Origin of the sequence: Caulobacter rhizosphaerae (genome assembly GCF_010977555.1) — a bacterium.
GTDB classification, from domain to species: Bacteria; Pseudomonadota; Alphaproteobacteria; order Caulobacterales; family Caulobacteraceae; genus Caulobacter; species Caulobacter rhizosphaerae.
In genome coordinates, this window is sequence record NZ_CP048815.1 from 204,816 (window position 1) to 227,461 (window position 22,646).

20 protein-coding genes are annotated in these 22,646 nt (G+C 65.3%); 17 read left to right on the forward strand and 3 right to left on the reverse strand.

What is annotated here, in order from left to right:
* The first annotated feature begins 383 nt into the window (after positions 1 to 383).
* Positions 384 to 1,576 (forward strand): IS3 family transposase gene (locus tag G3M57_RS00955; protein ID WP_163228411.1). Its coding sequence is split into 2 segments (ribosomal slippage): positions 384 to 642 and positions 642 to 1,576, totalling 1,194 coding nucleotides; the frame shifts between segments, so codons are not numbered across the junction.
* 96 nt (positions 1,577 to 1,672) lie between these two features.
* On the opposite strand, the gene G3M57_RS00960 is transcribed toward G3M57_RS00955, so the two are convergent.
* Positions 1,673 to 2,587 (reverse strand): HEPN domain-containing protein, encoded by a 915-nt coding sequence (locus G3M57_RS00960; protein WP_163228412.1) that lies wholly within the window; start codon positions 2,585 to 2,587, stop codon positions 1,673 to 1,675.
* 339 nt (positions 2,588 to 2,926) lie between these two features.
* Between G3M57_RS00960 and G3M57_RS00965 the strand changes: the two genes are divergently transcribed.
* From G3M57_RS00965 to traA, 15 genes are all read left to right on the forward strand, one after another.
* Positions 2,927 to 3,364, forward strand: coding sequence for a helix-turn-helix transcriptional regulator (locus G3M57_RS00965; RefSeq protein ID WP_208789644.1), 438 nt, complete (start codon positions 2,927 to 2,929; stop codon positions 3,362 to 3,364).
* A gap of 9 nt (positions 3,365 to 3,373) precedes the next feature.
* Positions 3,374 to 3,469, forward strand: a complete 96-nt coding sequence (locus G3M57_RS27830; protein ID WP_163233617.1) for a helix-turn-helix transcriptional regulator — start codon at positions 3,374 to 3,376, stop codon at positions 3,467 to 3,469.
* Between the two features lie 248 nt (positions 3,470 to 3,717).
* The gene (locus tag G3M57_RS00975) at positions 3,718 to 4,338 is read left to right on the forward strand and encodes a lytic transglycosylase domain-containing protein (protein ID WP_163228413.1); all 621 of its coding nucleotides are present in this window, start codon (positions 3,718 to 3,720) and stop codon (positions 4,336 to 4,338) included.
* Positions 4,335 to 4,640 carry a TrbC/VirB2 family type IV secretion system protein gene (locus tag G3M57_RS00980; protein WP_082564776.1) on the forward strand — a complete coding sequence of 102 codons (306 nt, stop codon included), beginning with the start codon at positions 4,335 to 4,337 and terminating at the stop codon, positions 4,638 to 4,640. Before G3M57_RS00975 ends, G3M57_RS00980 begins: the two co-directional genes overlap by 4 nt.
* Positions 4,637 to 4,987: a VirB3 family type IV secretion system protein gene (locus tag G3M57_RS00985; RefSeq protein WP_163228414.1), complete on the forward strand. Its 351-nt coding sequence runs from the start codon at positions 4,637 to 4,639 to the stop codon at positions 4,985 to 4,987. The genes G3M57_RS00980 and G3M57_RS00985 overlap by 4 nt, the downstream gene beginning before the upstream one ends.
* Positions 4,980 to 7,361 carry a VirB4 family type IV secretion/conjugal transfer ATPase gene (locus G3M57_RS00990; protein WP_163228415.1) on the forward strand — a complete coding sequence of 794 codons (2,382 nt, stop codon included), beginning with the start codon at positions 4,980 to 4,982 and terminating at the stop codon, positions 7,359 to 7,361. Before G3M57_RS00985 ends, G3M57_RS00990 begins: the two co-directional genes overlap by 8 nt.
* A 77-nt stretch (positions 7,362 to 7,438) precedes the next feature.
* Complete coding sequence (locus G3M57_RS00995; RefSeq protein WP_163228416.1) at positions 7,439 to 8,068, forward strand: TrbJ/VirB5 family protein; 630 nt, start codon at positions 7,439 to 7,441, stop codon at positions 8,066 to 8,068.
* 141 nt (positions 8,069 to 8,209) lie between these two features.
* A complete protein-coding gene (locus G3M57_RS01000; protein ID WP_163228417.1) occupies positions 8,210 to 9,124 on the forward strand; it encodes a TrbL/VirB6 family protein in 915 nt (304 codons plus the stop codon).
* Positions 9,125 to 9,341: 217 nt separating this feature from the next.
* The gene (locus G3M57_RS01005; protein WP_230983741.1) at positions 9,342 to 10,040 is read left to right on the forward strand and encodes a VirB8 family type IV secretion system protein; all 699 of its coding nucleotides are present in this window, start codon (positions 9,342 to 9,344) and stop codon (positions 10,038 to 10,040) included.
* Complete coding sequence (locus G3M57_RS01010; RefSeq protein WP_163228418.1) at positions 10,037 to 10,909, forward strand: TrbG/VirB9 family P-type conjugative transfer protein; 873 nt, start codon at positions 10,037 to 10,039, stop codon at positions 10,907 to 10,909. The genes G3M57_RS01005 and G3M57_RS01010 overlap by 4 nt, the downstream gene beginning before the upstream one ends.
* Before the next feature lie 122 nt (positions 10,910 to 11,031).
* Positions 11,032 to 12,054, forward strand: a complete 1,023-nt coding sequence (virB10, locus tag G3M57_RS01015; protein WP_208789645.1) for a type IV secretion system protein VirB10 — start codon at positions 11,032 to 11,034, stop codon at positions 12,052 to 12,054.
* The gene (virB11, locus tag G3M57_RS01020; protein WP_163228420.1) at positions 12,054 to 13,055 is read left to right on the forward strand and encodes a P-type DNA transfer ATPase VirB11; all 1,002 of its coding nucleotides are present in this window, start codon (positions 12,054 to 12,056) and stop codon (positions 13,053 to 13,055) included. The genes virB10 and virB11 overlap by 1 nt, the downstream gene beginning before the upstream one ends.
* Positions 13,021 to 14,889 (forward strand): type IV secretory system conjugative DNA transfer family protein, encoded by a 1,869-nt coding sequence (locus tag G3M57_RS01025; RefSeq protein WP_244322587.1) that lies wholly within the window; start codon positions 13,021 to 13,023, stop codon positions 14,887 to 14,889. The genes virB11 and G3M57_RS01025 overlap by 35 nt, the downstream gene beginning before the upstream one ends.
* A 237-nt stretch (positions 14,890 to 15,126) precedes the next feature.
* Positions 15,127 to 16,149, forward strand: coding sequence for an LPD7 domain-containing protein (locus G3M57_RS01030; RefSeq protein WP_163228421.1), 1,023 nt, complete (start codon positions 15,127 to 15,129; stop codon positions 16,147 to 16,149).
* Between the two features lie 23 nt (positions 16,150 to 16,172).
* A complete protein-coding gene (gene traA / locus G3M57_RS01035) occupies positions 16,173 to 18,845 on the forward strand; it encodes a Ti-type conjugative transfer relaxase TraA (RefSeq protein ID WP_163228422.1) in 2,673 nt (890 codons plus the stop codon).
* Between the two features lie 73 nt (positions 18,846 to 18,918).
* On the opposite strand, the gene pgm is transcribed toward traA, so the two are convergent.
* Positions 18,919 to 20,556, reverse strand: a complete 1,638-nt coding sequence (gene pgm / locus G3M57_RS01040) for a phosphoglucomutase (alpha-D-glucose-1,6-bisphosphate-dependent) (RefSeq protein WP_163228423.1) — start codon at positions 20,554 to 20,556, stop codon at positions 18,919 to 18,921.
* 139 nt (positions 20,557 to 20,695) lie between these two features.
* Positions 20,696 to 21,685, reverse strand: a complete 990-nt coding sequence (galE, locus tag G3M57_RS01045) for a UDP-glucose 4-epimerase GalE (RefSeq protein WP_163228424.1) — start codon at positions 21,683 to 21,685, stop codon at positions 20,696 to 20,698.
* 372 nt (positions 21,686 to 22,057) lie between these two features.
* Between galE and rfbC the strand changes: the two genes are divergently transcribed.
* Entirely contained in the window at positions 22,058 to 22,627 is a 570-nt protein-coding gene (gene rfbC / locus G3M57_RS01050) for a dTDP-4-dehydrorhamnose 3,5-epimerase (protein WP_163228425.1), read from the forward strand.
* Positions 22,628 to 22,646: the final 19 nt, after the last annotated feature.

Genomic DNA, 22,646 nt, shown 5'->3' on the forward strand with positions numbered 1-22,646 from the left:
CGCCAGTGGCGGCGAAGCTTGATGAAGTCTCTCTTGTTGGCTTCTTGCGACAGGCTTGAACATCCCTTTTCGGGAGCGTCAGAGACTCCAAACCTTGAGAACGCCAAAGCCTTAGGGGACGTGGGTGTCACTGACTCTGACCGCTGAAGACTGTCGCCCTCAGGCGACGAGGATGAATTTGCTGGCGGCCCGATCGCCCGTATTGCGCGACCAATACTCGCGGATGGCGCAACTTTGGGAGCGTCTTGGACACGAGTCCGCAAACTGAAGGACTGGTGGACGAGCAACTCCCAGACCCAACCAAGCCTTTAGCGCAGAGTGACGTGACCCCCTGAAACTCCTCCAGAAATAATTAGAGTCCGCTCCAGGAAAGGGACGGACGAATGAAGCGATCACGGTTCACGGAAGAACAGATCATCGGGATCCTGCGCGAGCAGGAGGCGGGCGTGCCGGTGGCGGACCTGTGCAGGAAGCACGGGCTCAGCTCGCCGACCTTCTACAAGTGGAAGGCCAAGTATGGCGGGCTGGACGTGTCGGAGGCGCGGCGGCTGAAGGCGCTGGAAGACGAGAACGCCAAGCTCAAGCGGATGCTGGCCGATGCGATGTTCGACAATGTCGCGCTTAAGGATCTGCTGGGAAAAAAGTGGTGACGCCCGCCGCGCATCGGGAGGCTGCAGCCTATCTGCGGTCGGCCTACGAGATGAGCGAGCGGCGGGCGTGCCGGGTGCTGGGCGTGGATCGCAGCAGCGTGCGCTATGCCGCCACGCGGCCCGACGACGGCGCCCTGCGCGAGCGGCTGAAGGCCCTGGCCCAGGAACGCCGCCGGTTCGGCTACCGCCGGCTGCACGTGCTGCTCCGGCGCGAGGGCCACGCGGTCAACAAGAAGCGGGTCCAGCGGCTCTATCGCGAGGAGAAGCTGACCGTCCGCCGGCGCGGCGGGCGCAAGCGGGCGGTCGGCACGCGGCGGCCCCTGGAGGTCCCGCTGGCGCCCAACCAGCGCTGGAGCCTGGACTTCGTGTCCGACCAGATGACCGACGGCCGCCGCTTCCGGATCCTGACGGTGATCGACAACTGCACGCGTGAGTGCCTGGCCCTGGTGGCCGACACCTCGTTGTCGGGGCGGCGGGTGGCGCGCGAGCTGGACGCCATCATCGCCCAGCGTGGCCGGCGGCCCGAGACCATCGTCAGCGACAATGGGACCGAATACACCTCCAACGCCATCCTGGCCTGGACTGACGACAACGGCGTGGGCTGGCACTACATCGCACCCGGCAAGCCCCAGCAGAACGGCTACAACGAGAGCTTCAACGGTCGGCTGCGCGACGAGCTGCTGAACGAGACCCTGTTCCGGTCGCTGCCGCACGCCCGCGCCGTGCTGGAGGCCTGGCGGCGCGACTACAACGAGCGCCGGCCCCACTCCAAGCTCGGCTGGATGACACCCAGGGAGTACGCCAGCGCCTTCTGCGGAGAGACCGGCCGGCACGCTGCGCAGGCTGATAGCTCCGCGCACCGGCCTCTTGCCACCCACCAACACCAAGGCTCAAATCAACCCAGGACTCTCGTTATCGCTGGATGAGAAATGGGGGTCACGTCAGTGGATGAAACATCTGCCGCCAGCGGCCGTCCAGCATGGCACAGCCCGGCCGGATCTTCGGCTGTCTGCACGCTGTCGTTAAGCGGCTGAGCGGCGCAGTTGTTCGATCCGTTCGAGCGCGACAGTCTCAACCGTGGTCTGAAGAGAACCCACCCGCTCCTCCAGCCAAGTCAGATGCTCTTCGGATATCTGGTAGTGGGGAGAATAACGGGCTTCGACATACGCGCGCCGGATTAAGTCAAAGCCCTGACGTTCGAACTTGTTGGTACGCGGCCAGATGCCGATCAGTCGAGCATCCAGGGATTCTGCTCGATCACGCAGGAGGTTCAGCCGATGGGTCTTGGCGCTGTAGAGCGTCAGGGCGAGGATGAGGCCGTGATATGCGCGCTCAACTGCCTGGTGCAGCTGAAAAGCGGCCTCTTTGGGCCGGCTCTGGCCGCGCACGTAACGGGCGGTGTCGAGGAATCCGACTGCGCTCGCATGCCACTCGTCGAAATAGGCCTTGGTTTCGACGTATGCATCTTGCGGTGAAAGCGCCACGGGCGCCGCAAACGGAAAGCCTTGCTCGTCGAAAAGTTTGATCCCGTCTCTGAGGATGTCCGTAAAGAAGTAGCGGCCCAGACGCAGTTGTTCGTTCACGTCATCAAGGCTGTGGACGATGAAGTTGGGCTGGGTGCGCAGGCGCTCGCCTGAGGCGAGCTCGCGCAGCAGGGCTTCGTCGGCCTTGGCCCAGAATTCCTCCAGGTCGGTGAGGTCCTCGTGGTTGACCACCACCAGGATGTCGTAGTCGGAGAAGTAGCGGCCCTTGGGATCTTCGACCCAGTCGCCGCGGGCGTAGCTGCCAAACAGGATGATCTTCAGCAGCTTGCCGTTGCGAAATCGCGGCATGGTCCGCCGGCTCAGCGCCTCGGCGAAGCCTGAGCGCAGCACCTCGACCACCAGATCGAGCTCCTTGCGCTTGCCGGCCGGCAGGTGATCCAGCGAAGTCTTCATCGTACCTTTCGTCGCTCGTGACGCGTCCGGGTTGCGGAACGTGCCACACTTAGAGCGAGTCTAAGTCCATGCGGGGGCGGCACGCCACCCTCTGTGCAAGGGCTTTGCCGATATTCGCCGTATATTCATTCTATACAGAACGGCGGGCGCGGGCGGCGTTTCTCGGCTGCAGCCTGTGCGCCATCTCGATCCCCGGCGCGCTCGACTTCGGCCCCTCATCGCCGGATATGATGTCTGACCGGCGACGATAGCTCGGGCATGCCGAGCCAGCGCCGGGCGAATATTCGCGCAATATACTAGCTATATATTCTAAGGGAGACAACCCTGACGGGAGTCGGCTTGCGCCTGCGTATCCTCGATCGACGCCGGTACGCGCGGAAGCTTGAGCGGCTGCGTAACGGTGGTTCGATGGTATGGATTTCGAGGATCTCTGTTCAGACGGGCGGCGACGCGACTTGCGGCGAAGAAAGGCCGCCGACCAAGCCAGAGCCGAAAACCTGGCGGCTCACAGACGATCCTCTCGAGCCGCGCCGGCAAGCTGTTGCCGCCACGTGCAAGGAATCCGTGGCGATCCATATCGGCGTGACAGCGCGGCAATTGGAGTGCCTGGCTTGGGTGGCGGAGGGTAAAACTGCGGCGGAGATCGGCATTATCCTCGGCATATCGGGACGAACCGTCGAAAAGCACGTCGCCAGGGCCTGTGAACTCTTCGGCGTCGCACGCCGTATTCAAGCGGTCGATCAAGCCCGCCGCTTGGGCCTCCTCACTGAGAACTAACGCAGCGGCCTGGAGCGAGGTCTAAGAAACCCAACGGTGGTGACGCTGTACGAGATCGCTACTGCGCTGAACGTCCAACCCATTGATCTGCTGAAGCCGGTCTGAGGCCGGTGCGGCACATAGCCAGCGGCGCGACCGAAAAACGCCCCTAACTCCGGAGGCCAGCGCAACCTGGCGCAGGTTCGCCCCTCGCCGCCAGATGACTGCTGTCGGACACGGCTGCTCCGCCGACTCGACGCGTGGGGATTCATTTTGACGTTCGCCGGTGGGTAAAACCACCCAGGTGGGCCGCGTAGGCTTGCGCATCGCGCGTCCTCCCGGGCCGGCTCAGTCTCCCTCGGAAGGGAGACGTCATGCCCATCGATCCTGCAACAGCTCTTGGCTTCAGCATCGCCTGCGCGCCGGGCGTCGACCCGCAGACCTTGCTGGCGGTTGTGAAGGTCGAAAGCGGCTTCGAGCCGCTGGCGATCGGCGTCAACGGCCGTCCGGCCAAGAGGCTCACACCCACCTCCCGCGAGGAGGCGGTCGGCGCCGCCAGCCGGCGGATCGCCGCGGGGCAAAATCTCGACCTTGGGCTGGGGCAGATCAATTCAAGGCAATTGCCGCGTTTGGGCCTGAGCCTCCACGACGTTTTCGACCCGTGCGCCAACCTGGCGGCTTCGGCCAGGATTCTTGTCGAAGGCTACAACCGCTCCCGTCGGCTTGGGGCTTATGAGCAGCGGGCGGTGCGCGAGGCGTTGTCACTCTACAACACCGGCGATCGTGAGCGCGGCTTTCGAAACGGCTACGTCGCCAAGGTGGTTCAGGCCGCCGGCCAACTTGCCCCGGTGAGCCGGGACGCCGCCAGGCCCGCCGTAGCTTCGAGAGCCGATCCTGTAGCGCTGCCTGAGCCGCCGCTGTGGGACGCCTTCGCCCGCGCCCGGATGCGAAGGGCCGCCTTCGTCTTCTCACCCAACACAGGATCCTTGCCATGAAAGCGCGTCCGCGACTTGTTCAAGCCTCTCTGATGGCCGGCCTCTTGTCCCTGGCGGCGACCAGTCCGGCTCTGGCTCAGAGCGCCGGAGGCGACCTGGGCGGCTTCATTCAAAACCTCATTGATCTTCTCAACAGCAACGTAATCCGCGGCCTGGCCATCCTGGCGGTGATGATCACAGGCATCATGTGGCTGTTTGGGCGCCTGGATCTGCAACGGGCGGGCACGGTGGTCGTAGCGATCATCGTCACCTTCGGCGCGGCGACGATCGTCGATCTCGTCACAGGGGCGGGTGGATCATGAGCCCGGCCGACGCGAGCGAAGAGCGCCTGACCGAGGACACCTTGTTCTTGGCTTGCACCCGGCCGACCATGGTCGCAGGCGCACCGATGGAAGCCGTGGGCCTGATCGCCATGACCACGGCCGTCGCCTTCCTGGCGGGTCGCTCTCTAATCTACTTGCTGATCGCGCCGGCGCTCTGGCTGACATGCCGGGCTATCTGTCGCAACGATCACAACGCCTTTCGGATCCTGCTCGCGTTTGTCAGGACCCGCAGCCGAGCCAACAACCGCGCTGCGTGGGGCGGCGGTTCGCCGACGCCGTTGGCGCTGCGACGTCGGTTCATCCCCCAGGAGGTGGACCGTGGCTGACTCTCTGGTCGCCCGACCCAAGCCCGCCTGGCTGAAGCGCGAACGCGACGGATCTGAGGACCTTCCCTACACGCGGCATGTGACCGACCAGATCGTCGCGCTCGACAGCGGCGCCTTGATGCTGAGCTTGCGCGTGAACGGCGCCAGCTTCGAGACTGCCGACATCCGCGATCTCAACGACTGGCACGCCAAGCTCAACGGCGCCTGGCGCAACTTGGCCTCCGAACAACTGGCGATCTGGCACCATCTGATCCGCCGCGAACAAAGCCAGTATCCAGAAGGCGATTTCCGGTCCCAGTTCGCCAGACAGCTGGATCAGGCCTATCGCGGTCGCATCGAGGCCGAAAAGCTCTATGCGAACGAGCTCTATCTGACTCTGGTTCTTCATCCGGGGCGCGACCCTTCAGATCGCGCGCAGCACCTTCTGGGCCGATGGGCCGGCAGCGCGAACGACGCACGGGCACTGACGGAGCGAACAAAGATTCTGGCCGATGCCGGGCGTGACCTTGGCCAGCATCTTGCCCGGTACGGCCTCACGCCCCTGGCGCTCTATCAGCGCGATGGTCTCATCTTTTCCCAGCCGCTGGAGCTCCTGCGGTTGGTGCTCAGCGGTCGGGCCGAACCGGCTCCCCTCGTGCGGGGCCGACTGGGACAGGCGATCTACGCCGATCGCGTGATCTTCGGGCGCGAGGCGTTGGAAATTCGCGACCCGGCCCGAGCCCGCTTGGCCGGCATGCTGGGCATAAAGGAGTATCCCGCCGCCACACGGCCTGGGCTTTGGAATGGATTGCTGTCGGCGCCGTTCGCCTTGGTGGCGACCCAATCGTTCAGCTTTCTCTCCAAGGCGGCGGCCAGCGCGGTGTTGAGCCGCAAGCAAAATCAGATGCTAAGCGCCCGCGACCGTGCTGCATCTCAGATCAGCGGCCTCGATCAGGCGCTCGACGATCTGACCTCAAACCGTTTCGTCATGGGAGATCATCAAGCCTCGGTCCTGGTCTACGCTGATGACATGCGCCAACTGGGCGAGCGTCTGTCCAAGGCGCGGGCCCTGCTCGCTGATTGTGGTCTGGTCGCGGTGCGCGAGGACCTCGGACTGGAAGCAGGCTTTTGGGCGCAGTTTCCAGGCAATTTCCGACATCGCGTGCGCCCCGCGGCGATCAACAGCCGAAACTTCGCGGCTTTCGCGCCCCTTCACGCCCATCCGGCGGGGCGGGCGAGCGGCAATCATTGGGGACCTGCGGTCGCCCTGATGCGCACCGCATCCGGCTCGCCCTACTACTTCAACTTTCACGTCGGCGATGTGGGTCACACATTTATCTGCGGTCCGACCGGCGCGGGCAAAACCGTCATTCAGAACTTCACCTTGTCACAAGCTGAGAAGTTTGGGGCAAAACAGGTCTTCATCGACAATCGGCGCAGCGCTGAGATTTTCGTGCGCGCCTGCGGCGGAACCTACCTGGAGCTGAAGCCTGGGGTTCCGACCGGCCTTGCGCCGTTCAAAGCGCCGCACGACGGACCCGGTCAGCGCGTCTTTCTCGCAAGTCTCGTGCGCCAACTGGCCGCGCCGGCCGACAGACCGCTGACGCCGAACGAAGCCCTGGCCATCGACGACGCTGTCGCGGCCCTGGCGCGGTTGGCTCCGGCGCAGCGCTCCCTTGCGGCCGTCCGCGCGCTCCTGGGTCAGCGCGACCCTTCCGGCCTCGGCACTCGGCTTGAGCGCTGGTGTCGAGGCGGCCCGCTGGGCTGGGTGCTCGACAATGACGTCGACCTGCTGGACCTGGAGCCCGACTTTGTCGGCTTTGACATCACCCATTTTCTCGATCTGCCGGAGATCCGCACTCCGATTATCCTCTACCTCTTCCATCGCATCCAAGCTCTGGTCGATGGCCGTCGTCTGATCGTCGACGTCGACGAATTCTGGAAGGCGTTGGGCGACGAAGCGTTTCGTGGCCTCGCCCGCGAAGGTCTCAAGACCTATCGCATGCAAAACGCCCTGATGGTCTTCGCCACCCAATCGCCGGCCGACGTGCTGGCCTCGCCGATCGCGCCCACGATCCTTGAGCAGTGCGTCACCAAGATCTTCCTACCCAACCCCCATGCAAGCCGGTCCGACTACATCGACGGCTTTGGTCTGAGCGAGCGCGAGTTCGCCTTGGTCCGCCACGAGCTGGCGCCGCAACAACGGCGCTTTCTGATCAAGCAGGGCGTGGATTCGGTGGTCGCCGAGCTTGGTCTTGGCGGCCTGGACGACGCGTTGGCTGTGCTTTCGGGCCGTACCGAGACCGTCGGACTGCTCGATCGGGTACGCGCCGAACATGGAAACGATCCCGCTTTCTGGATGAAGCCCTTTCAAGAAGCCAGGAGACGCCTATGAACCGTCACCGCGCCGCGGCGGTCGCCGCCGCAATCCTTCAGTTCACCGCCTGCGTCGAGACCGCTCGAGCCCAGGTGATGGTCTACGACGCTCATAGCTACGCCAGTCTCGTTCGTCAGGCGGCCACGGCTATGGACCAGCTGGATGCGCTCAGGCGGCAGGTCGATCAGACCAAGGCCCTCTATGACAGCTTCAACGCCCCCTCCCAGATCGGCGCGATTGCGGGCCTTCTGGATGCGCCGGCGCTGCGCGCGGTCGTGCCTGACCTCGATCTATACCTCGCCGCCAGCCGCGGCGACTTTCAAGCGCTTGGCCAGGTCGGGGTCCGGGCGAAAGCCCACCGTGAAGAAAGCCGGCTCTATACGCCCAGGGGCGGCGACCAGGGTGATGAGGATCTTGATCAAAACGGTGATCGCATCGCCCGCGACCTGTCCATGGCCGAGCACGTCGCAGATGTCGCCGCCCAACGCCGCAACGGGCTTGAGCACCTCACGACCGCCCTGGCCAAGGCGCCCAACGTTCGCACGGTGATGGACATTCAAGCCCGCCTCGCCGCCGAGCAGGCGATGATTGGCGCCGATCAGATGCGTTTGCATGGGCTGGCCATGGCGCAGGCTGCGGAAGGCCGCCTGCGGGTCCAGCGCGAGGAGGAACGCGCCAAGGCCGAGCGGGCCGCCCGCATGAGGCTTTACCAGGAGGCCTTCTGATGCTCGCGCCTCAGCCTGTACGCACGTGGCGTTGGGTTTGGCCCGCTCGTGCGCCCCGCACTTGGCCGGTCCGGGTTTGGCCGCTCCAACGGGCCAGGCCAGCGCCTCCTGGCCGCGGCCTTGACCAGGGGGGCCATGTTCATGTCTGACTTTGCGATCTTCAGCCCGGCCTATGTTTACGTCGACGGCCGGCTGGACCAATTCCTCCGCGACGGCGTCGGCCGGGCGGTGGCGGAGCTTCAGCCACCTCTGCGGGCGGCCTTGGTGCTTTACGTGATGCTGTACGGCTTTGCGATCATTCGTGGAGCCATCAGCGAGCCGATCATGGATTTTGCGGTCCGCTCGATCAAGCTGGTGATCATCTACAGACTGGCCACCACCGTGGCCTATGACGACTACGTCACCCAGCCCCTGTTTCATCTATTTCCCGATACGGTCGCTAAGGCGATTTCCGGGACCTCGATCAGCGATCCTGGCGCGGCCTTCGATCAGTTCCTCAATCGTGTCGCCTTCCTTGCCGACAAGATCGCCGACAAGGCGACGCTTTCGGACCTATCGCCCTGGATCATGTCGGGCGCGGTCGCGATCGTCGGCGCCCTGGCCGCGGCCCTTGGCTTTGGCGTGGTCCTGGTCACCAAGGTGGCCTTGGCCTTCATCGTCTGCTTGGGGCCGTTCTTCGTCGCCTGCTCGCTCTTTGAGCCCACCCGCCGTTATTTCTTCGGCTGGCTGAGCCAGGCGGTGAATTACATCATCCTCTTTGGGATGGTGATCGCCATCTTTCAACTGGTGCTGTCTTTGGTCGACGCCCAGTGGGACTCGATCACGGGGCTCGACCCCATGAGCGCCGGACTGCTTTTCATCAGCCTGTGCATTCTAGGGGCCATCTTCTTCCTGCAGACCCCGGCCATGGCGGCCGGTATCGCCGGCGGCGCCAGCATGGGCCTTGCGGACTTCGGCTACGCCGCCGCCTCGGCTTTCCGCGGCCCCAGCGTCAGGAACCCGCCGGGGCCTCGCCTCGTCGACAGCGGCGGGTCGATCCGCCCGACAGGACGCTAGCCATGCGCCCAAGAATGCTCGTCCTAGTGTTGGCGATCCTGGCGACCGGCTGCACCCATGATCCGGCTAAGCCCACGGGCTGCCATGGCGCCAGACGTCCGGCCAACCCGTTCAGGTCGACCCTTCCATCGCCGCCTGTCGTCGCGCCTCTCTCGAACCTCGGCGAGCCGCTCTGGAGTTCCGCTTCAGGCGCGGCGCGATCCGAAGCGAAGTTTCCTTGCGCGAGCCGACCATCATGACTGGCGTGCCCAGCCCCGAACTCAAAGCCTATTTCGCCGAGGCTCGCAGCTGGGAGCAGGATCGACTGGCGGAGGCCCTTCGATCCAAACGCCTGGCCTGGGCGGCTGCGGCCGGCTCAATGACCTTGACCATTGTCGCCGTCGGCGCGGTGGCCGCCCTCGCGCCCCTCAAGAGCGTCGAGCCCTTCGTGGTGCGCGTGGATCGCGCGACCGGCTCGGTGGATGTCATGAGCGGCCTGAAGGACGGGCGTGAGCTGTCCTACGAAGAGGCCGTCAGCAAGTATTTCCTGGGCGTCTATGTTCGGGCTCGGGAAGCCTGGCTGCCAGCCGCGGGGGAGGCCAACTTCAGCCAGGTCTCGATCATGTCCGCTCCCGAAGAGCAGCAGCGTTGGGCCAAGGCTTTTGCCCCCACAAATCCCGCCAGTCCGCAACTGGCCTATGGACCCAACGGTCAGGTCGAGGTCGCCATCAGGGCGATCAGCTTCCTCAATCCGAAGGTCGCCAACGTTCGTTTTCACCGCGTCGTTCGCCAGGGACCCCAGACCTCGGAGAGCGACTGGATTTCGACGATCGCCTTCACCTACACCAGCGCGCCCATGCTTGAGGCCGATCGGCTGCGCAATCCGCTTGGTTTCCAAGTCACGTCCTACCGGGCCGATCCGGAGGTGGCGCGATGAGCTCCTGTCGCAAAACTCACCGCGCGTGGTGGGCCGGATTGCTGCTTGGCGTTTGCCAGTCAGCCGCCGTCGGCGGTCCAGCCTTCGCTCAAGCGCTCGACGCTCCCGATCCGCGCATCAAGATCGTCGATTATGATCCCTTGCGAGTGGTCCGGGTGGTGGGCGCCCTTCGCACCGCCACGCAGATCGTGCTGGACCAAGATGAGGTGATCGAACAGGTGGCGCTGGGCGACTCCGACGGATGGGAAGTCGCCGCCCAAGCCAACACCCTGTTTATCAAGCCCAAGGCGGCGCGCGCGCCGACCAATCTGATCGTCACCGCCAAGGCCGGCGCGGAACGTCGGCACTATACGTTCGAGCTTACCACCCGCGGCGCGGCGGCTGGTCGCAAAGCGGTCGACACCGTTTTCGGATTCCGCTTCCGCTATCCCGAGCAGGACCGTGCGCGCCTTGCCCAGGTTCTTGCCGCCCAGGCCCAGGCGCTGGATCAGAAACTGGTCCAGTTAAGGCTGGAGCGCGGTGTCGTGGAAGGACCGCGCAACCTTGCCTACGTGCTGCAAGGGTCAACGACGATCGCCCCCTCGGAGGTCAGCGACAACGGGCGCTTCACCGTCATGCGGTTCCCCGGAGCGCGGGCTGTTCCGGCCGTCTACGTCGTGGATGAGGCCGGCGCCGAAGCGCTTGTGCCTTTCGACGTCCGCGGTGAATTCGTGGTTGTCCATAGGGTCGTGCCAATGCTGCGCCTGCGCCTCGGGCGCGAGGTGTTGTGCATCATCAACGAGGGCGTCACCGCCTACGGGGTCGACCTTGGGACCGGCACGGCGTCTCCACAGGTCCAGCGTACGATCAAGGAAGCCACGCGCCCATGACCGAATCTTCGCCTCCGGAGCCTGGCCCGCAGGTCGAGCCGGATGTCGCCTCGATGCAGGAGCGTGCGATTTCCCCGGTCGCCGGGCGCTCTGGGGCCGCGCACCCCAGAAAATGGCTCGCCATGAGCGCCATGATCGTCGGCTGCGGCGTCTTCTACGCCGCCACGGCCAACACCGACCGGCCCAAATCGGCCAAGCCGCGTTCGCAACCTCCTCGACAGCTTGTGTTCTTCCAGGGCGCCAAAACGCCTACGGCCCCCGCTCCGACGCTCGCCTCGCCGGGGCCGGACGCGCCCCAGCTCCTAACCGATCGGCCCGATCCGGCGGCGCCAGCTCTGTCGCTTGTGGATGAGGTCGGGGATCGGGAAAGTGGCGCCTACAGTCAAGCGTATCGGCCGCCAGGGTCTCCGCACGGCCAGATCGCCGAGACCTCGCCCCTGATGGCCTATTCGCGGCAAGCCACGGAGCCCACAGCGCCGCGCTTGATGGCTCTGAACCACGACGCACCGGGTCAAGAGCGGGCAGGGACGGGCGAACTGGATCAACTGCGCCAAGGCTCGACTTTGGGCCGCGCCATGGCCAGGTCGGTGGGCGACCGCAACTTCATGATCCTGGCCGGCACGACGATTCCTTGCGTGCTGCTTACGGCGATGGACACCGCGACGCCAGGTTATGTCAGCTGCGTCGTTCCCACCGACGTCTATTCCGACAACGGCGCCGTCGTTCTGCTGGAAAAGGGATCCAGGGTGCTGGGCGAGTATCGTTCGGCCATGCGACAGGGCCAGCGACGGCTCTTCGTGCTTTGGACACGAGCGGTCACGCCAGGGGGCGTGGCGATCGCCTTGGCTTCGCCGGGGGTCGACGCTTTGGGCCGCGCCGGCTTTGACGGCGCCGTCGACAACCATTTCTGGACCCGGTTTGGCGGCGCCTTGATGTTGTCGATCGTCGATGACGCCGTCTTTGCGGCGGCCGGGCGACAGGACAGCTCCCAAATCGTGCGACCGTCTTCCGACGCGGCGGCGGTGGCCTTGGAGGGCTCGATCGGCGTCGGGCCGTCGCTGACCAAGGCGCAAGGCGAGAAGGTCACGATCTTCGCCGCCCAGGATTTCGACTTTTCCAATGTCTACGATCTGCGGAGCCGGTGATGCCAAGCGACACCGCCGTCCTTGATCACTATCTCGCGCCGCTGCGGCCCCATCTGGCGTGCGACGATGTCACCGAGTTGGTCATCAACGGGCCCGGCGAGTTCGCCGTCGAGCGCGCGGGTTCCTGGCGATGGTTTCAGGAACCTCTACTGACGAGCCAATGGCTACGGACGCTCGCGGTGGCGGCCGCCGCGGCGAGCGCGCAGGACGTCAATCCCGAGCGGCCGCTCTGCTCAACGGTGTTGCCCACGGGTGAACGTTGTCAGATCGTCCTGCCGCCGGCCGCCGAGGAGGTGTCCCTGACCCTGCGCAAGGCCTCTCCGATCGCATGGGGGCTGGAAGATTTCGCAGCGGCGGGCCTTTTTGATTCAGCGGTGCGCGCCACGTCCCACCTTCGCGCCGACGAGATGCTGTTGACGAGCCTGCGCGATGCGGCCCGCTGGGACGAGTTCCTGAGAACGGCGGTGTCGAGCCGGCGCAACATCTTGATCTCCGGTCCGACCGGTTCGGGCAAGACCACCTTGGCCAAGGCGCTTGTCCAGCTCATAGCCGATGAGGAGCGCCTGATCACGATCGAGGATGTCCGCGAGCTGGTCGTGCCGCATCGCAACGCCGTCCATCTGCTCTACGCCAAGGGCGATCAAGGCCTGGCTCGGGTCGGGCCAAGAGATCTGCTGGAAGCCGCCCTGCGCATGCGACCCGACCGCATCCTGCTGCAGGAACTGCGCGACTCCAGCGCCTTCTTCTTCCTGCGAAACGTCAATTCGGGGCATCCCGGATCGATCACCACCATTCACGCCGACAGCGCCCTTCTCGCCTTCGAGCAGTTGACCCTGCTGATCAAGGAGAGCGAGGGCGGAAGGGACCTGGCGCGTGAGGACATCCGCGCCCTGCTGCACACGCTGATCGATGTCGTGGTGCAAATGCACCGTGTCGGCGAGCGCTATCGCATCACCGAGGTCTATTTTGAACCCGATCGCAAGCGCGCCCTGGCCTCTTAAGGCGGCCGCCTTGTTCGGCGCGGCTATGCTCGTGGCGAGCACGGCTTCCGCCGTCACGATTATCGTCGCGCTGGCGGGCTTGCATCGGCTGTCACCAGACATCGACTGGCGCACGGCTCCGGCCTGGTTTTGGTACTATCGCGCCGATCCCAACGTTGAACGCTGGGTCAAGGTCGGCGCGCTGGTGGCCTGCGTCGTGCTGCTTCTGGCCGGTCTGTTCATCGCCCAAGGCTTGCGTCGCCCCCTCTACGGTCGGGCGCGCTTTGCCGGAGAGTCTGAGATTGTCGCCGGCGGGCTGCGCGCCCGAAAAGGGATCGTCCTTGGCCGCGCCAACGGCCGGTTCCTGGTGTTTGGCGGGTCAGAGCACGTGATGCTCTACGCCCCCACCCGCACAGGCAAGGGCGTGGGTGTGGTGATCCCCAATCTCCTCAATTGGCCGGACTCGGTCGTTGTTCTGGATGTGAAGCGTGAGAACTGGGCCGCCACGGCGGGTTTTCGCGCCGCCCATGGCCAAAGGGTTGTGCTGTTTGACCCCTTGGCTTCAGACGGGGCCACCGCGCGCTATAATCCGCTGGCCCATATCGACCGGGGCGATCCGATCGCCACGGTCGATGAGCTCCAGCGCATCGCCACGATGCTTTTCCCCGCGCCGCCCCGGAGCGATCCCTTTTGGGCTGAAGCCGCGCGCACAGGCTTTATCGGCGTGGGCGCCATGGTGGCCCAGACTTCAAGCCTGCCTTTCACCCTGGGCGAAATCCTTCGTCAGCTGACCACCGCAGAGCCCAAGGGCCGGTTGATGGATCTGGTCCAGCAGCGCTCGCGGACCGAAAATCCCCTGTCGCCTGGTTGCGTCAGCGCCCTGTCGGACTTTTGCGCAGCGGCCGATACGACCTTCGCCTCCATTCGCCAGACGCTCACCGCCCGCCTGGGCCTGTGGCTCAATCCCCTGGTCGATCAGGCGACCTCCGCCTGTGACTTTGATCTGCGGACCCTGCGCGAGTGTCGGCAATCAATCTATCTGGCCGCGGCGCCGGAGAATCTTGTCCGCGTCGCCCCGCTCTACAGCTTGCTGCTGCAACAGCTTGTCGACCTTAACACGCGCTGCTTGCCGGCCCAGGACAAGGAAGGGCCGCAGGTTCTGGTCGTGCTCGACGAGTTCGCGCGCCTGGGCCAAGCCCAGGCCATCGCTCATGGCTTTTCCTTCGTCGCCGGATACGGCCTGCGCCTGCTGGCGGTCCTTCAAAGCCCCTCGCAGCTTCGCGCCCAGTATGGGGCGGACCTGGCCGAGGAGATCATGACCAACTGCGGTGTGGAGGTTGCTTTCGCGCCCAAGGACATAACCGCGGCCCAGTCCCTCAGCGATCGGTTGGGCTTCCACGGCGCGCCGTCTCAGTCGAAGACCAGACCCCAGGGCCTTGGCAGCGGATCGCGCAGCGTGAGCCAGTCTGAACAGCGACGCGCGCTAATGTGGCCTCAGGAACTGCTGACCATGCCGCAAGACCAGCTGTTGGTGTTGCGCGGAGGCATGGCCCCGATCCGCGGGCGCAAGATCATCTATTTTCGCGACAAGGCCTTTCGGCCGCGTCTCTTGGCGCCACCGCAGGTCCAGCCCGTCGCCGGGGCCGGGGCCGGGGCCGCGGCGACGAGCCCGCCAGGGATTGTGCTGCGCGACATGACGCCTGACGAAATCTCGGGGCGAACACCCCTACGGCTCGACCAGGTCGATCCCAATGACATGGCCCCGCCCCTGCAGGGTGCGATGACCCTGGCTGAGGTCGAGGCCTGGGCCGTCGCCTATCTCGACCACGCCGCGACCGACAGGTCGGCGCGATGAAGCCTTGCGACCTTTCAAAAGGAGTCTCCAATGGCCCGCGGCCCCAAGCCAGCCCGTCGGTCGAACTCAAAAGCCGACCAGGATCTCGCCAACACCCTTGCGCCGGCTCCAGACGAGCATCCCGCCCCCTCGCGCGCCAGGCGCCAGGCGGGGGACCAGCCTCCCTCCTGGGCGCAGCTCTTGAGGTTCGCCGCGCCCGCGCAGGGGCCGAAAAGTCGGAAGACGGCCGCCCAGCCGGTGCTGGTCAAAGGCGTCCTGCCCGCCAGCATCGCAAACCAGTATGTTGCGCGCCCAGGACTGCTGCGACGCCATATCGACTACTACGAAGGCGAGGCGGACCGCCGGCCCGCCTTCAGAGATCGCGGCGGCGGCCTGGTCGCGTATCGCGTCGACTCCGCGACGGTGATCTCGCTGGTGGCGATCGCCAGTCATCGCAACTGGCGAGACTTGAAGGTCACCGGTGATCGATCCTTTCGGCGGGCCGTCTGGTTGGAAGCTATGCGTGCGGGCCTCCACGTCAGAGGATATCGGCCAAGTGCGCGGGACCGCGAGGCCGCCCTGGCGCTTGAAACCCTTCCGGCCGCCCCGAAGAGGGTGGGCCAGCGTTCAGGGGCGCGCAACGCGCCGGACCGCGCCGCTCAAGAATCGAGCCCAGAACGCAAGGCGGCGTCTCGCGTCCACCGCGATCCAGCGCTGACGTTCCAACGGGGCGTCTCGGGGGTGCTGGTGGAACATGGCCATGCGCCCTATCAGCACCAGCCCGGCGCCAAATCCACGCCGTTCGTTCGCGTGGACATTGGCGCGGCCAAGCCCTTCGAGGTCTGGGGCGTAGATCTATCCAAGACGCTTCAGGGGGCGAAGGTTCAGCCAGGCGACGCCATCACCCTTAGCTGGCACGGCGCTGACTATAGCGACGTTCGCATTGAGAAGGTCGCGCCCGCGTCCCGCTCGCCAAAGCGTGCACGTCACCCCGACCCGACGCAACCGTCCAAGGCCGTGGGAGCCAATCCTGAAGGGCGCGACCCGGTTTCGGCGCCGGCCCAGGCGCGCCTGGCCGTCATCGACGCCGTCGCCCGCGCCAAGCTCGACCAGCCGCGCGATCGCGCCCAGATCGCCGCCGCCGCCGCCGCCAAGCTGGCTGAACACATGGCCCGTGGTCGCAGCTTCACCGCGCCGAAAGTGATCGAAAGAGCCGTTCATCCCAGTCTCGACCTGGGTCCGACCAGACCCGCGCCGACGGCCCAAGGCCGCGTCCGCTAGGCTGCACGGATGGGAGGCGGCTCATGGCGATGTATCATCTTGCGGTCAAGATCATTGGGCGAGCCAAGGGTTCTCGCGCTGTATCCGCCGCAGCCTACCGCGCAGGCGCGCGCCTCTATGATGAGGGCTTGTGTAAAATCCATGACTTCACCCGCAAACAGCACGTCGTCCATTCCGAAATCATCGCGCCTTGCGCTGCGGCGCGTAGGGCTTGGCCTGGTCAAGCTCACCTGTGGAACGCGGTGGAAGCCGCTGAGAAGCACAAGAACGCCCAGCTTGCGCGCGAGGTCGTGGTGGCCATTCCGCCCGAGCTTGGTCAACAACGCGGCATCGTCTTGGTTCGCGATTGGGTGCGGCGAACCTTTGTCGACCAGGGCATGATCGCCGACCTCAATGTCCACTGGGACGTGGCTGGCGACGGCAAGGCCAATCCGCACGCCCACATCATGCTCACCATGCGGCGCGTCGTCGAGACACCCGGCTCCGTCAGCTTCGGCCTCAAGGCTCGCGAGTGGAACAAACCGTCCTTCTTGATGAACTGGCGCCAAACCTGGGCTGAGCAGGTCAACGAAAGCCTTGCCCGTGCCAATGTCGATGCACGTATCGATCATCGGTCCTATCGGGCGCAAGGAATTTGGCTCGATCCCCAGCGGCATTTGGGGCGCGCCGCTTTGGAAGCGGATCGTCGGGGTCGGCCCTCCGCCAAGGTGCAGGCTTACCGCGACACAGCGCGGCGAAACGGCGAGCGTCTGATGGCCCATCCCGAGATCGGCCTTGCAGCGATCACTCATCAGCAGGCCACCTTCACGGCCAATGACCTTGCGCGCTTTGCCCACTACCACAGCGACTCCAAGGCCCAGTTCGACGGGGTGTTGAGCGCTCTGCGCCAGTCGCCGGCGCTTGTCGCCCTGGGACGCGATGCTCGGGGCGATGAACGCTACACCAGCCTGGACATGCTGGGCGTCGAACAACGGTTGGACGACGCCGCGGCGATGATGGCGAGGATGCGGAGCCATGCGGTAAATCCAGGCTTCGTCGCCGAAGCGCTGCTCGCCGCCCGGCACGACGGCCTGACCCTGTCCAAGGAGCAGCGCGCGGCTGTCGATTTCATGACCAGGCCATCGGCCCTTTCGACGGTCGTCGGCTACGCTGGGGCCGGCAAGGGCGTGGCGCTTGGGGTGGCGCGGCGCGCGTGGGCCGCCCAGGGCTACCGGGTCCAGGGTGCGGCCTTGTCGGGAATAGCCGCCGAAAACCTGCAAGAGGCAGCGGCCATACCGTCACGGACCCTGGCCAGCCTCGAACAAGCCTGGTCGCAGGGCCGCGATGGTTTGACCGAGCGCGACGTGCTGGTGATCGATGAGGCAGGATTGGTGGGATCCCGCCAGATGCAAAGCGTCTTCGACCACGCCCTTCGCGCCGGCGCCAAGATCGTTCTGGTGGGCGACGTCGAACAACTCCAGGCGATCCAAGCGGGCGCGGCGTTTCGTTTGATCGCCCAACGCCATGGCGCGGCTGAAATCACCAAGATCCGAAGGCAACTGCAGTCATGGCAGGCGGCGGCCACCTTGGCCATGGCCGACGGCCGCACGGAGGCGGCGCTGGACGCCTACCGAGACGCTGGACATGTTCACGCCCATGAAGACAGCCAAGCTGCGCAAGACGCCATGATCGCGCGCTGGGCGGCGGACCGGCAAAGCCACCCCAGCCACTCGCAACTGCTCCTGGCCCATGGTCGCGACGAGGCGCAGCGCCTTAATCAATCTGCCCGGCTGCAGCTCAAGGCCGAAGGCGCGCTGGGGCCCGATCATCGCATCGCCACCGCTGAGGGCGAACGCTTGTTTGCTGTCGGCGATCGCGTCTTCTTCCGACGAAACGCACGCGAACTGGGTGTCAAGAATGGCACGGCCGCAACGATTGCGGGCATCCAGGACATGACTTTGAAGGCGCGCCTGGACGATGGTCGGCTCGTCGCCGTTGACCTGACGGTCTACGACCATCTCGACCACGGCTACGCCACCACCGTTCACCGCGCTCAGGGTGTGACCGTGGATCGGGTCTACTTCCTGGCCAGTCAGGGCGCTGATCGTCATGCCGCCTATGTGGCTCTCAGCCGACACCGACATGCGGTCTGGCTGCACTATGGCCGCGATCAATTCTCTTCGTATGGCGACTTGGCGCGCTCCCTGGGTCGGGACCGTCCAAAGGACATGGCTTTGGACTATATGGGCCTTCTTGCAGACCATCGTGACCAGGTCAGGTCGCCGCTCTCAGGTGAACCGCGTACCTTTGGCCGCGCGCGCTCCGACGTGCAGCGCATCGACGCCCATCCGCACGTGACACGTTTGCTGGAGCGTTACGCAGCGATCGTCCTGGATCTCCAGCGCTCGCATCGACAGGACATGGACTTGGCGAGGGCGCGGAGGGGTGACCTGGAACAGGTCACCAAAGCGATCATGCAGCTGTGGCCCGGGGCCGCGCACGACTTAGCCAGGGTCATTGAGAAGAATCCTGGCTTGCTCGGCTGGGCCGCCCAAGGGCGAGGTGAGGCCGCCGCCGCCGCTCTGGTCGCTCATCGGGACCGCACGCGCGCCTCCGCCGCGGACGGCGTAGCCTTGTCTGTTCACCCGCCAGGAACGGGCGCGACGCCCCGTTCCGCACGACGGCGCGAGCGATCCTTGAGCCCACAAGCGCCTTGAAACAAGTCGCTAGGGGGCGCCGGTCAGGCAGGCATTCGGCTTTGGCGTCCTGGAAGACATCAATCCGACTGGCCTAGCCGTCGAGCGCGCCCGCGACCAGCCGCTTGGCTTGGGCTTGAACTTCGCTGAGGTGATCTGGACCCAGGAAGGACTCGGCGTAGATTTTGTAGACGTCCTCGGTGCCGGACGGCCGGGCGGCGAACCAGGCGTTGCGGGTCACCACCTTGAGCCCGCCGATGGCCTCGCCGTTGCCGGGCGCCTGGGTCAGAATTTGCTCGATCGCTTCGCCCGCCATCTCGGCGGCCTTGACGTCGCTAGGGCTGAGGGATCCCAGACGCGCCTTTTCCTCTCGCGAAGCGGGAGCGTCGATGCGGGCATAGGCCGGGGCGCCATGCTCGAGGGTCAGGTCGGCATAAAGCTGGCTCGGGCTGGCGCCGGTCACGCCCTGGATCTCGGCCGCGAGCAGGCCCAGCAGCAGGCCGTCCTTGTCGGTGGTCCAGACCGTTCCGTCCTGACGCAGGAAGGCCGCGCCGGCCGACTCCTCGCCGCCGAAGCCGACGCTGCCGTCCACCAGGCCGGGCACGAAATGCTTGAAGCCGACCGGCACCTCCAAAAGGCGGCGGCCCAGCTTGGCGACCACCCGATCGATCATCGAGGAGGAGACCAGGGTCTTGCCGACGGCGACGTCGGCGCCCCATTGCGGCCGGTGGCTGAACAGATAGGCGATGGCCGCGGCCAGGTAGTGGTTGGGATTCATCAGGCCGCCGTCCGGCGTGACGATGCCGTGGCGGTCGGCGTCGGCGTCGTTGCCGATCGCCACGTCGAACTTGGCGCCGCCCTGCATGGTATGGATCAGATTGGCCATGGCGCAGGCCGACGAGCAGTCCATGCGGATCTTGCCGTCGGTGTCGAGCGGCATGAACGCCCAGCGCGGATCGACCCGGTCGTTGACCACCCTCAGGTCCAGCCGGTGCCGGTCGGCGATCTCTCCCCAATAGCCGACAGCGGCCCCGCCCAGGGGATCGGCGCCGATCCGGACGCCGGCGCGACGCACGGCGTCCAAGTCCAGCACGCTGGGCAGGTCGTCGATATAGTGGGCGAGAAAGTCGTACTCGCTCGCCGCGGCCCGGGCGCGCTCGAACGGAATCCGCCGGACCTCGGTCAGCCCATCCTTCAGCAGTTGGTTGGCCCGCGCCGCGATCGGCGTGGTGGCGTCCGAGCCGGCGGGGCCGCCCGAGGGGGGATTATACTTGAAGCCGCCGTCACGCGGCGGGTTGTGCGACGGCGTGATCAGCACGCCGTCGGCCGACCCCGGCGCGACGCGGTTGTGTTTGAGAATGGCGTGGGACACCGCCGGCGTCGGTGTGAAGCCGTCGCGCGAATCGACCATCACCGTGACGCCGTTGGCGACCAGCACCTCCAGCGCGGTGCGCCAGGCCGGCTCGGAGAGGCCATGGGTGTCGCGGCCCAGGAACAGCGGTCCGGTGATCCCCGCGGCGGCCCGGTATTCGGCGATCGCCTGGCTGATGGCCAGGATGTGAGCCTCGTTGAAGGCGCCGTCCAGGCTGGAGCCGCGATGGCCGGAGGTGCCGAAGGTCACCCGCTGGTCGACCCGGGAAACGTCCGGATGGATATCCTCATAGGCCTTGAGCAGGGCGGTCAGGTCGATCAGGTCTTCGGGACGGGCCTGTTGGCCGGCGCGGTCATGCATGAAAAAACCCTATTGCTCGCCACGAGAGGCGACAATGTCGCCCCCTGCGGGGGATCGGCGGAGGCGGTGTGTAGCCGCCAAATGCGTCAGTGTTGATACGGTCGGTGGCGGCGAGACCGAGCTTGTGCCTCTGGAACGATCAGCGCTTGAGGTCCAGCGCGCCGTTGGCGTGCCAGGCCCAGGCGTGCTCGATTATGGCGTCCAGATCATGGCGAGGACTCCAGCCTAATTGCTCGCGGGCCTTGCGGTTGTCGGCCACCAGGCTGGGGGCGTCGCCGGCCCGGCGCTCCGCCAACTCCAGCGGGAACGGCCGGTTGGATCGCCGCTCGATGGCGCCGACCAGCTCGCGCACGCTGGTGCCCGTGCCGGTGCCCAGGTTGAAGACCGCGCTCTCCTTGCCGTCCAGCAGCCACTTCAACGCCAGGACGTGGGCGTCGGCCAGGTCCAGCACGTGGATGTAGTCGCGTATGCAGGTCCCGTCGCGGGTGTCGTAGTCGCCGCCGAACAGCGTGAACTTGTCCCGCTCGCCGCGGGCGGCGGCGATCGCCATCGGGATGGCGTGGGTCTCCGGCTCGTGCTTTTCGCCGATCCGGCCCTCGGGGTCGGCGCCGGCGGCGTTGAAATAACGCAAGGCCACCGAGCGGAAGCCCTTGTAACGATCCAGGTCCTCGAGGACCTGCTCGACCATCAGCTTGCTGCGCCCGTAGGGGTTCAGCGGGGCCTGCTGATGCTTCTCGTCCATCGGCACGTAGACCGGCGCGCCGTAGGTCGCGCAGGTCGAGGAAAACACCAGCTTGTCGACGCCGGCCCTTTGCGCGGCCTGGATCAGGGTCAGGGTTCCGCCGACGTTGTTCTCGTAGAACGCGCCTGGCTCGGCGATCGAAAACCCGACCTCGATGAAGGCCGCGAAATGTACGACGGCCACGGGTTTGTGTTTGGCGAAGACGGCGTCCAACCGCGCGGCGTCCCGGATGTCGCCGACCTCGAGCGGGCCCCACTGAACAAACGATTCCCAGCCGTTCGACAGGTTATCATAGACGACGGGCGTGTATCCGGCCTCGGCGAGTCTAAGGCAGGTGTGCGCGCCGATATAGCCCGCGCCGCCAGCAACAAGGATGGATGCCTTCAAGATCGCGCTCCGCGTCCGTCGCCGCCGTCTCTTGCGCGATGGATCTCGAGTCCTCCTAGGGCAATGCTCATCTAAGCGAAATATCAAAAACAACAGCGGTGCGAAGGTGCGTCGACCCTCACGGTGGAGCTTAGATTGGGTGCGCCAAGCGCAGCCTGTTTCGCCCTATATTTCCACGGATGGCCTGCTGCTTCAGGAAAATAACCCCAAATGCCGCAAGTTTCGCGGTTCTGTCATTGATTCTGAGGCGTGATTAGACAATTCAAGTCTCAAAATCCAGCCGTTCATGCCGCCGCTTGACCCAATAACGCCGATGTTGCAATGCAATGCGGCGAGCGGCGGCCGACCACCGTTAAGATATAGGACGAAAATATGACGCTTGGCGTGTGTGTAATTAAAACTCGTCGGTTTGAAGATGATCGAGGGTGGTTTTCAGAGACCTACAACGCGCCGAAAATGATTGCCTTGGGTATCGATTCTACATTCGTGCAGGACAATCAGTCCTACTCGAAGTATTCTGGAACTATCCGAGGGATCCATTTTCAACGACCACCCCACGCCCAAGCCAAGCTCGTGCGCTGCGTCAAAGGTCGGATCCTGGATTATGCTATCGACTTGCGAAAGGGATCGCCGACCTACGGCCATCACGTCTGCGCCGAGTTGAGCGCGCAGAACAGCCAACAACTATTCGTGCCGATCGGATTTGGCCACGCCTTCGTCACGCTCGAGGACGATACAGAGGTAGCCTACAAGGTCTCGGACGTTTATTCGCCGGAGCACGATGGTGGAATCGTCTGGAACGATCCGGCGCTGAGCATTGATTGGCCGCTGCCGACCGGGGGCGCGACGCTTTCGATGAAGGACCAGGCGCTGCCGCTGCTCGAGGCCTTCGACAGCCCGTTCGAGTACGACGGCAATCCATTGAACCTGGCTCAGGTCTGAGCTCACGACACGCAAGTGG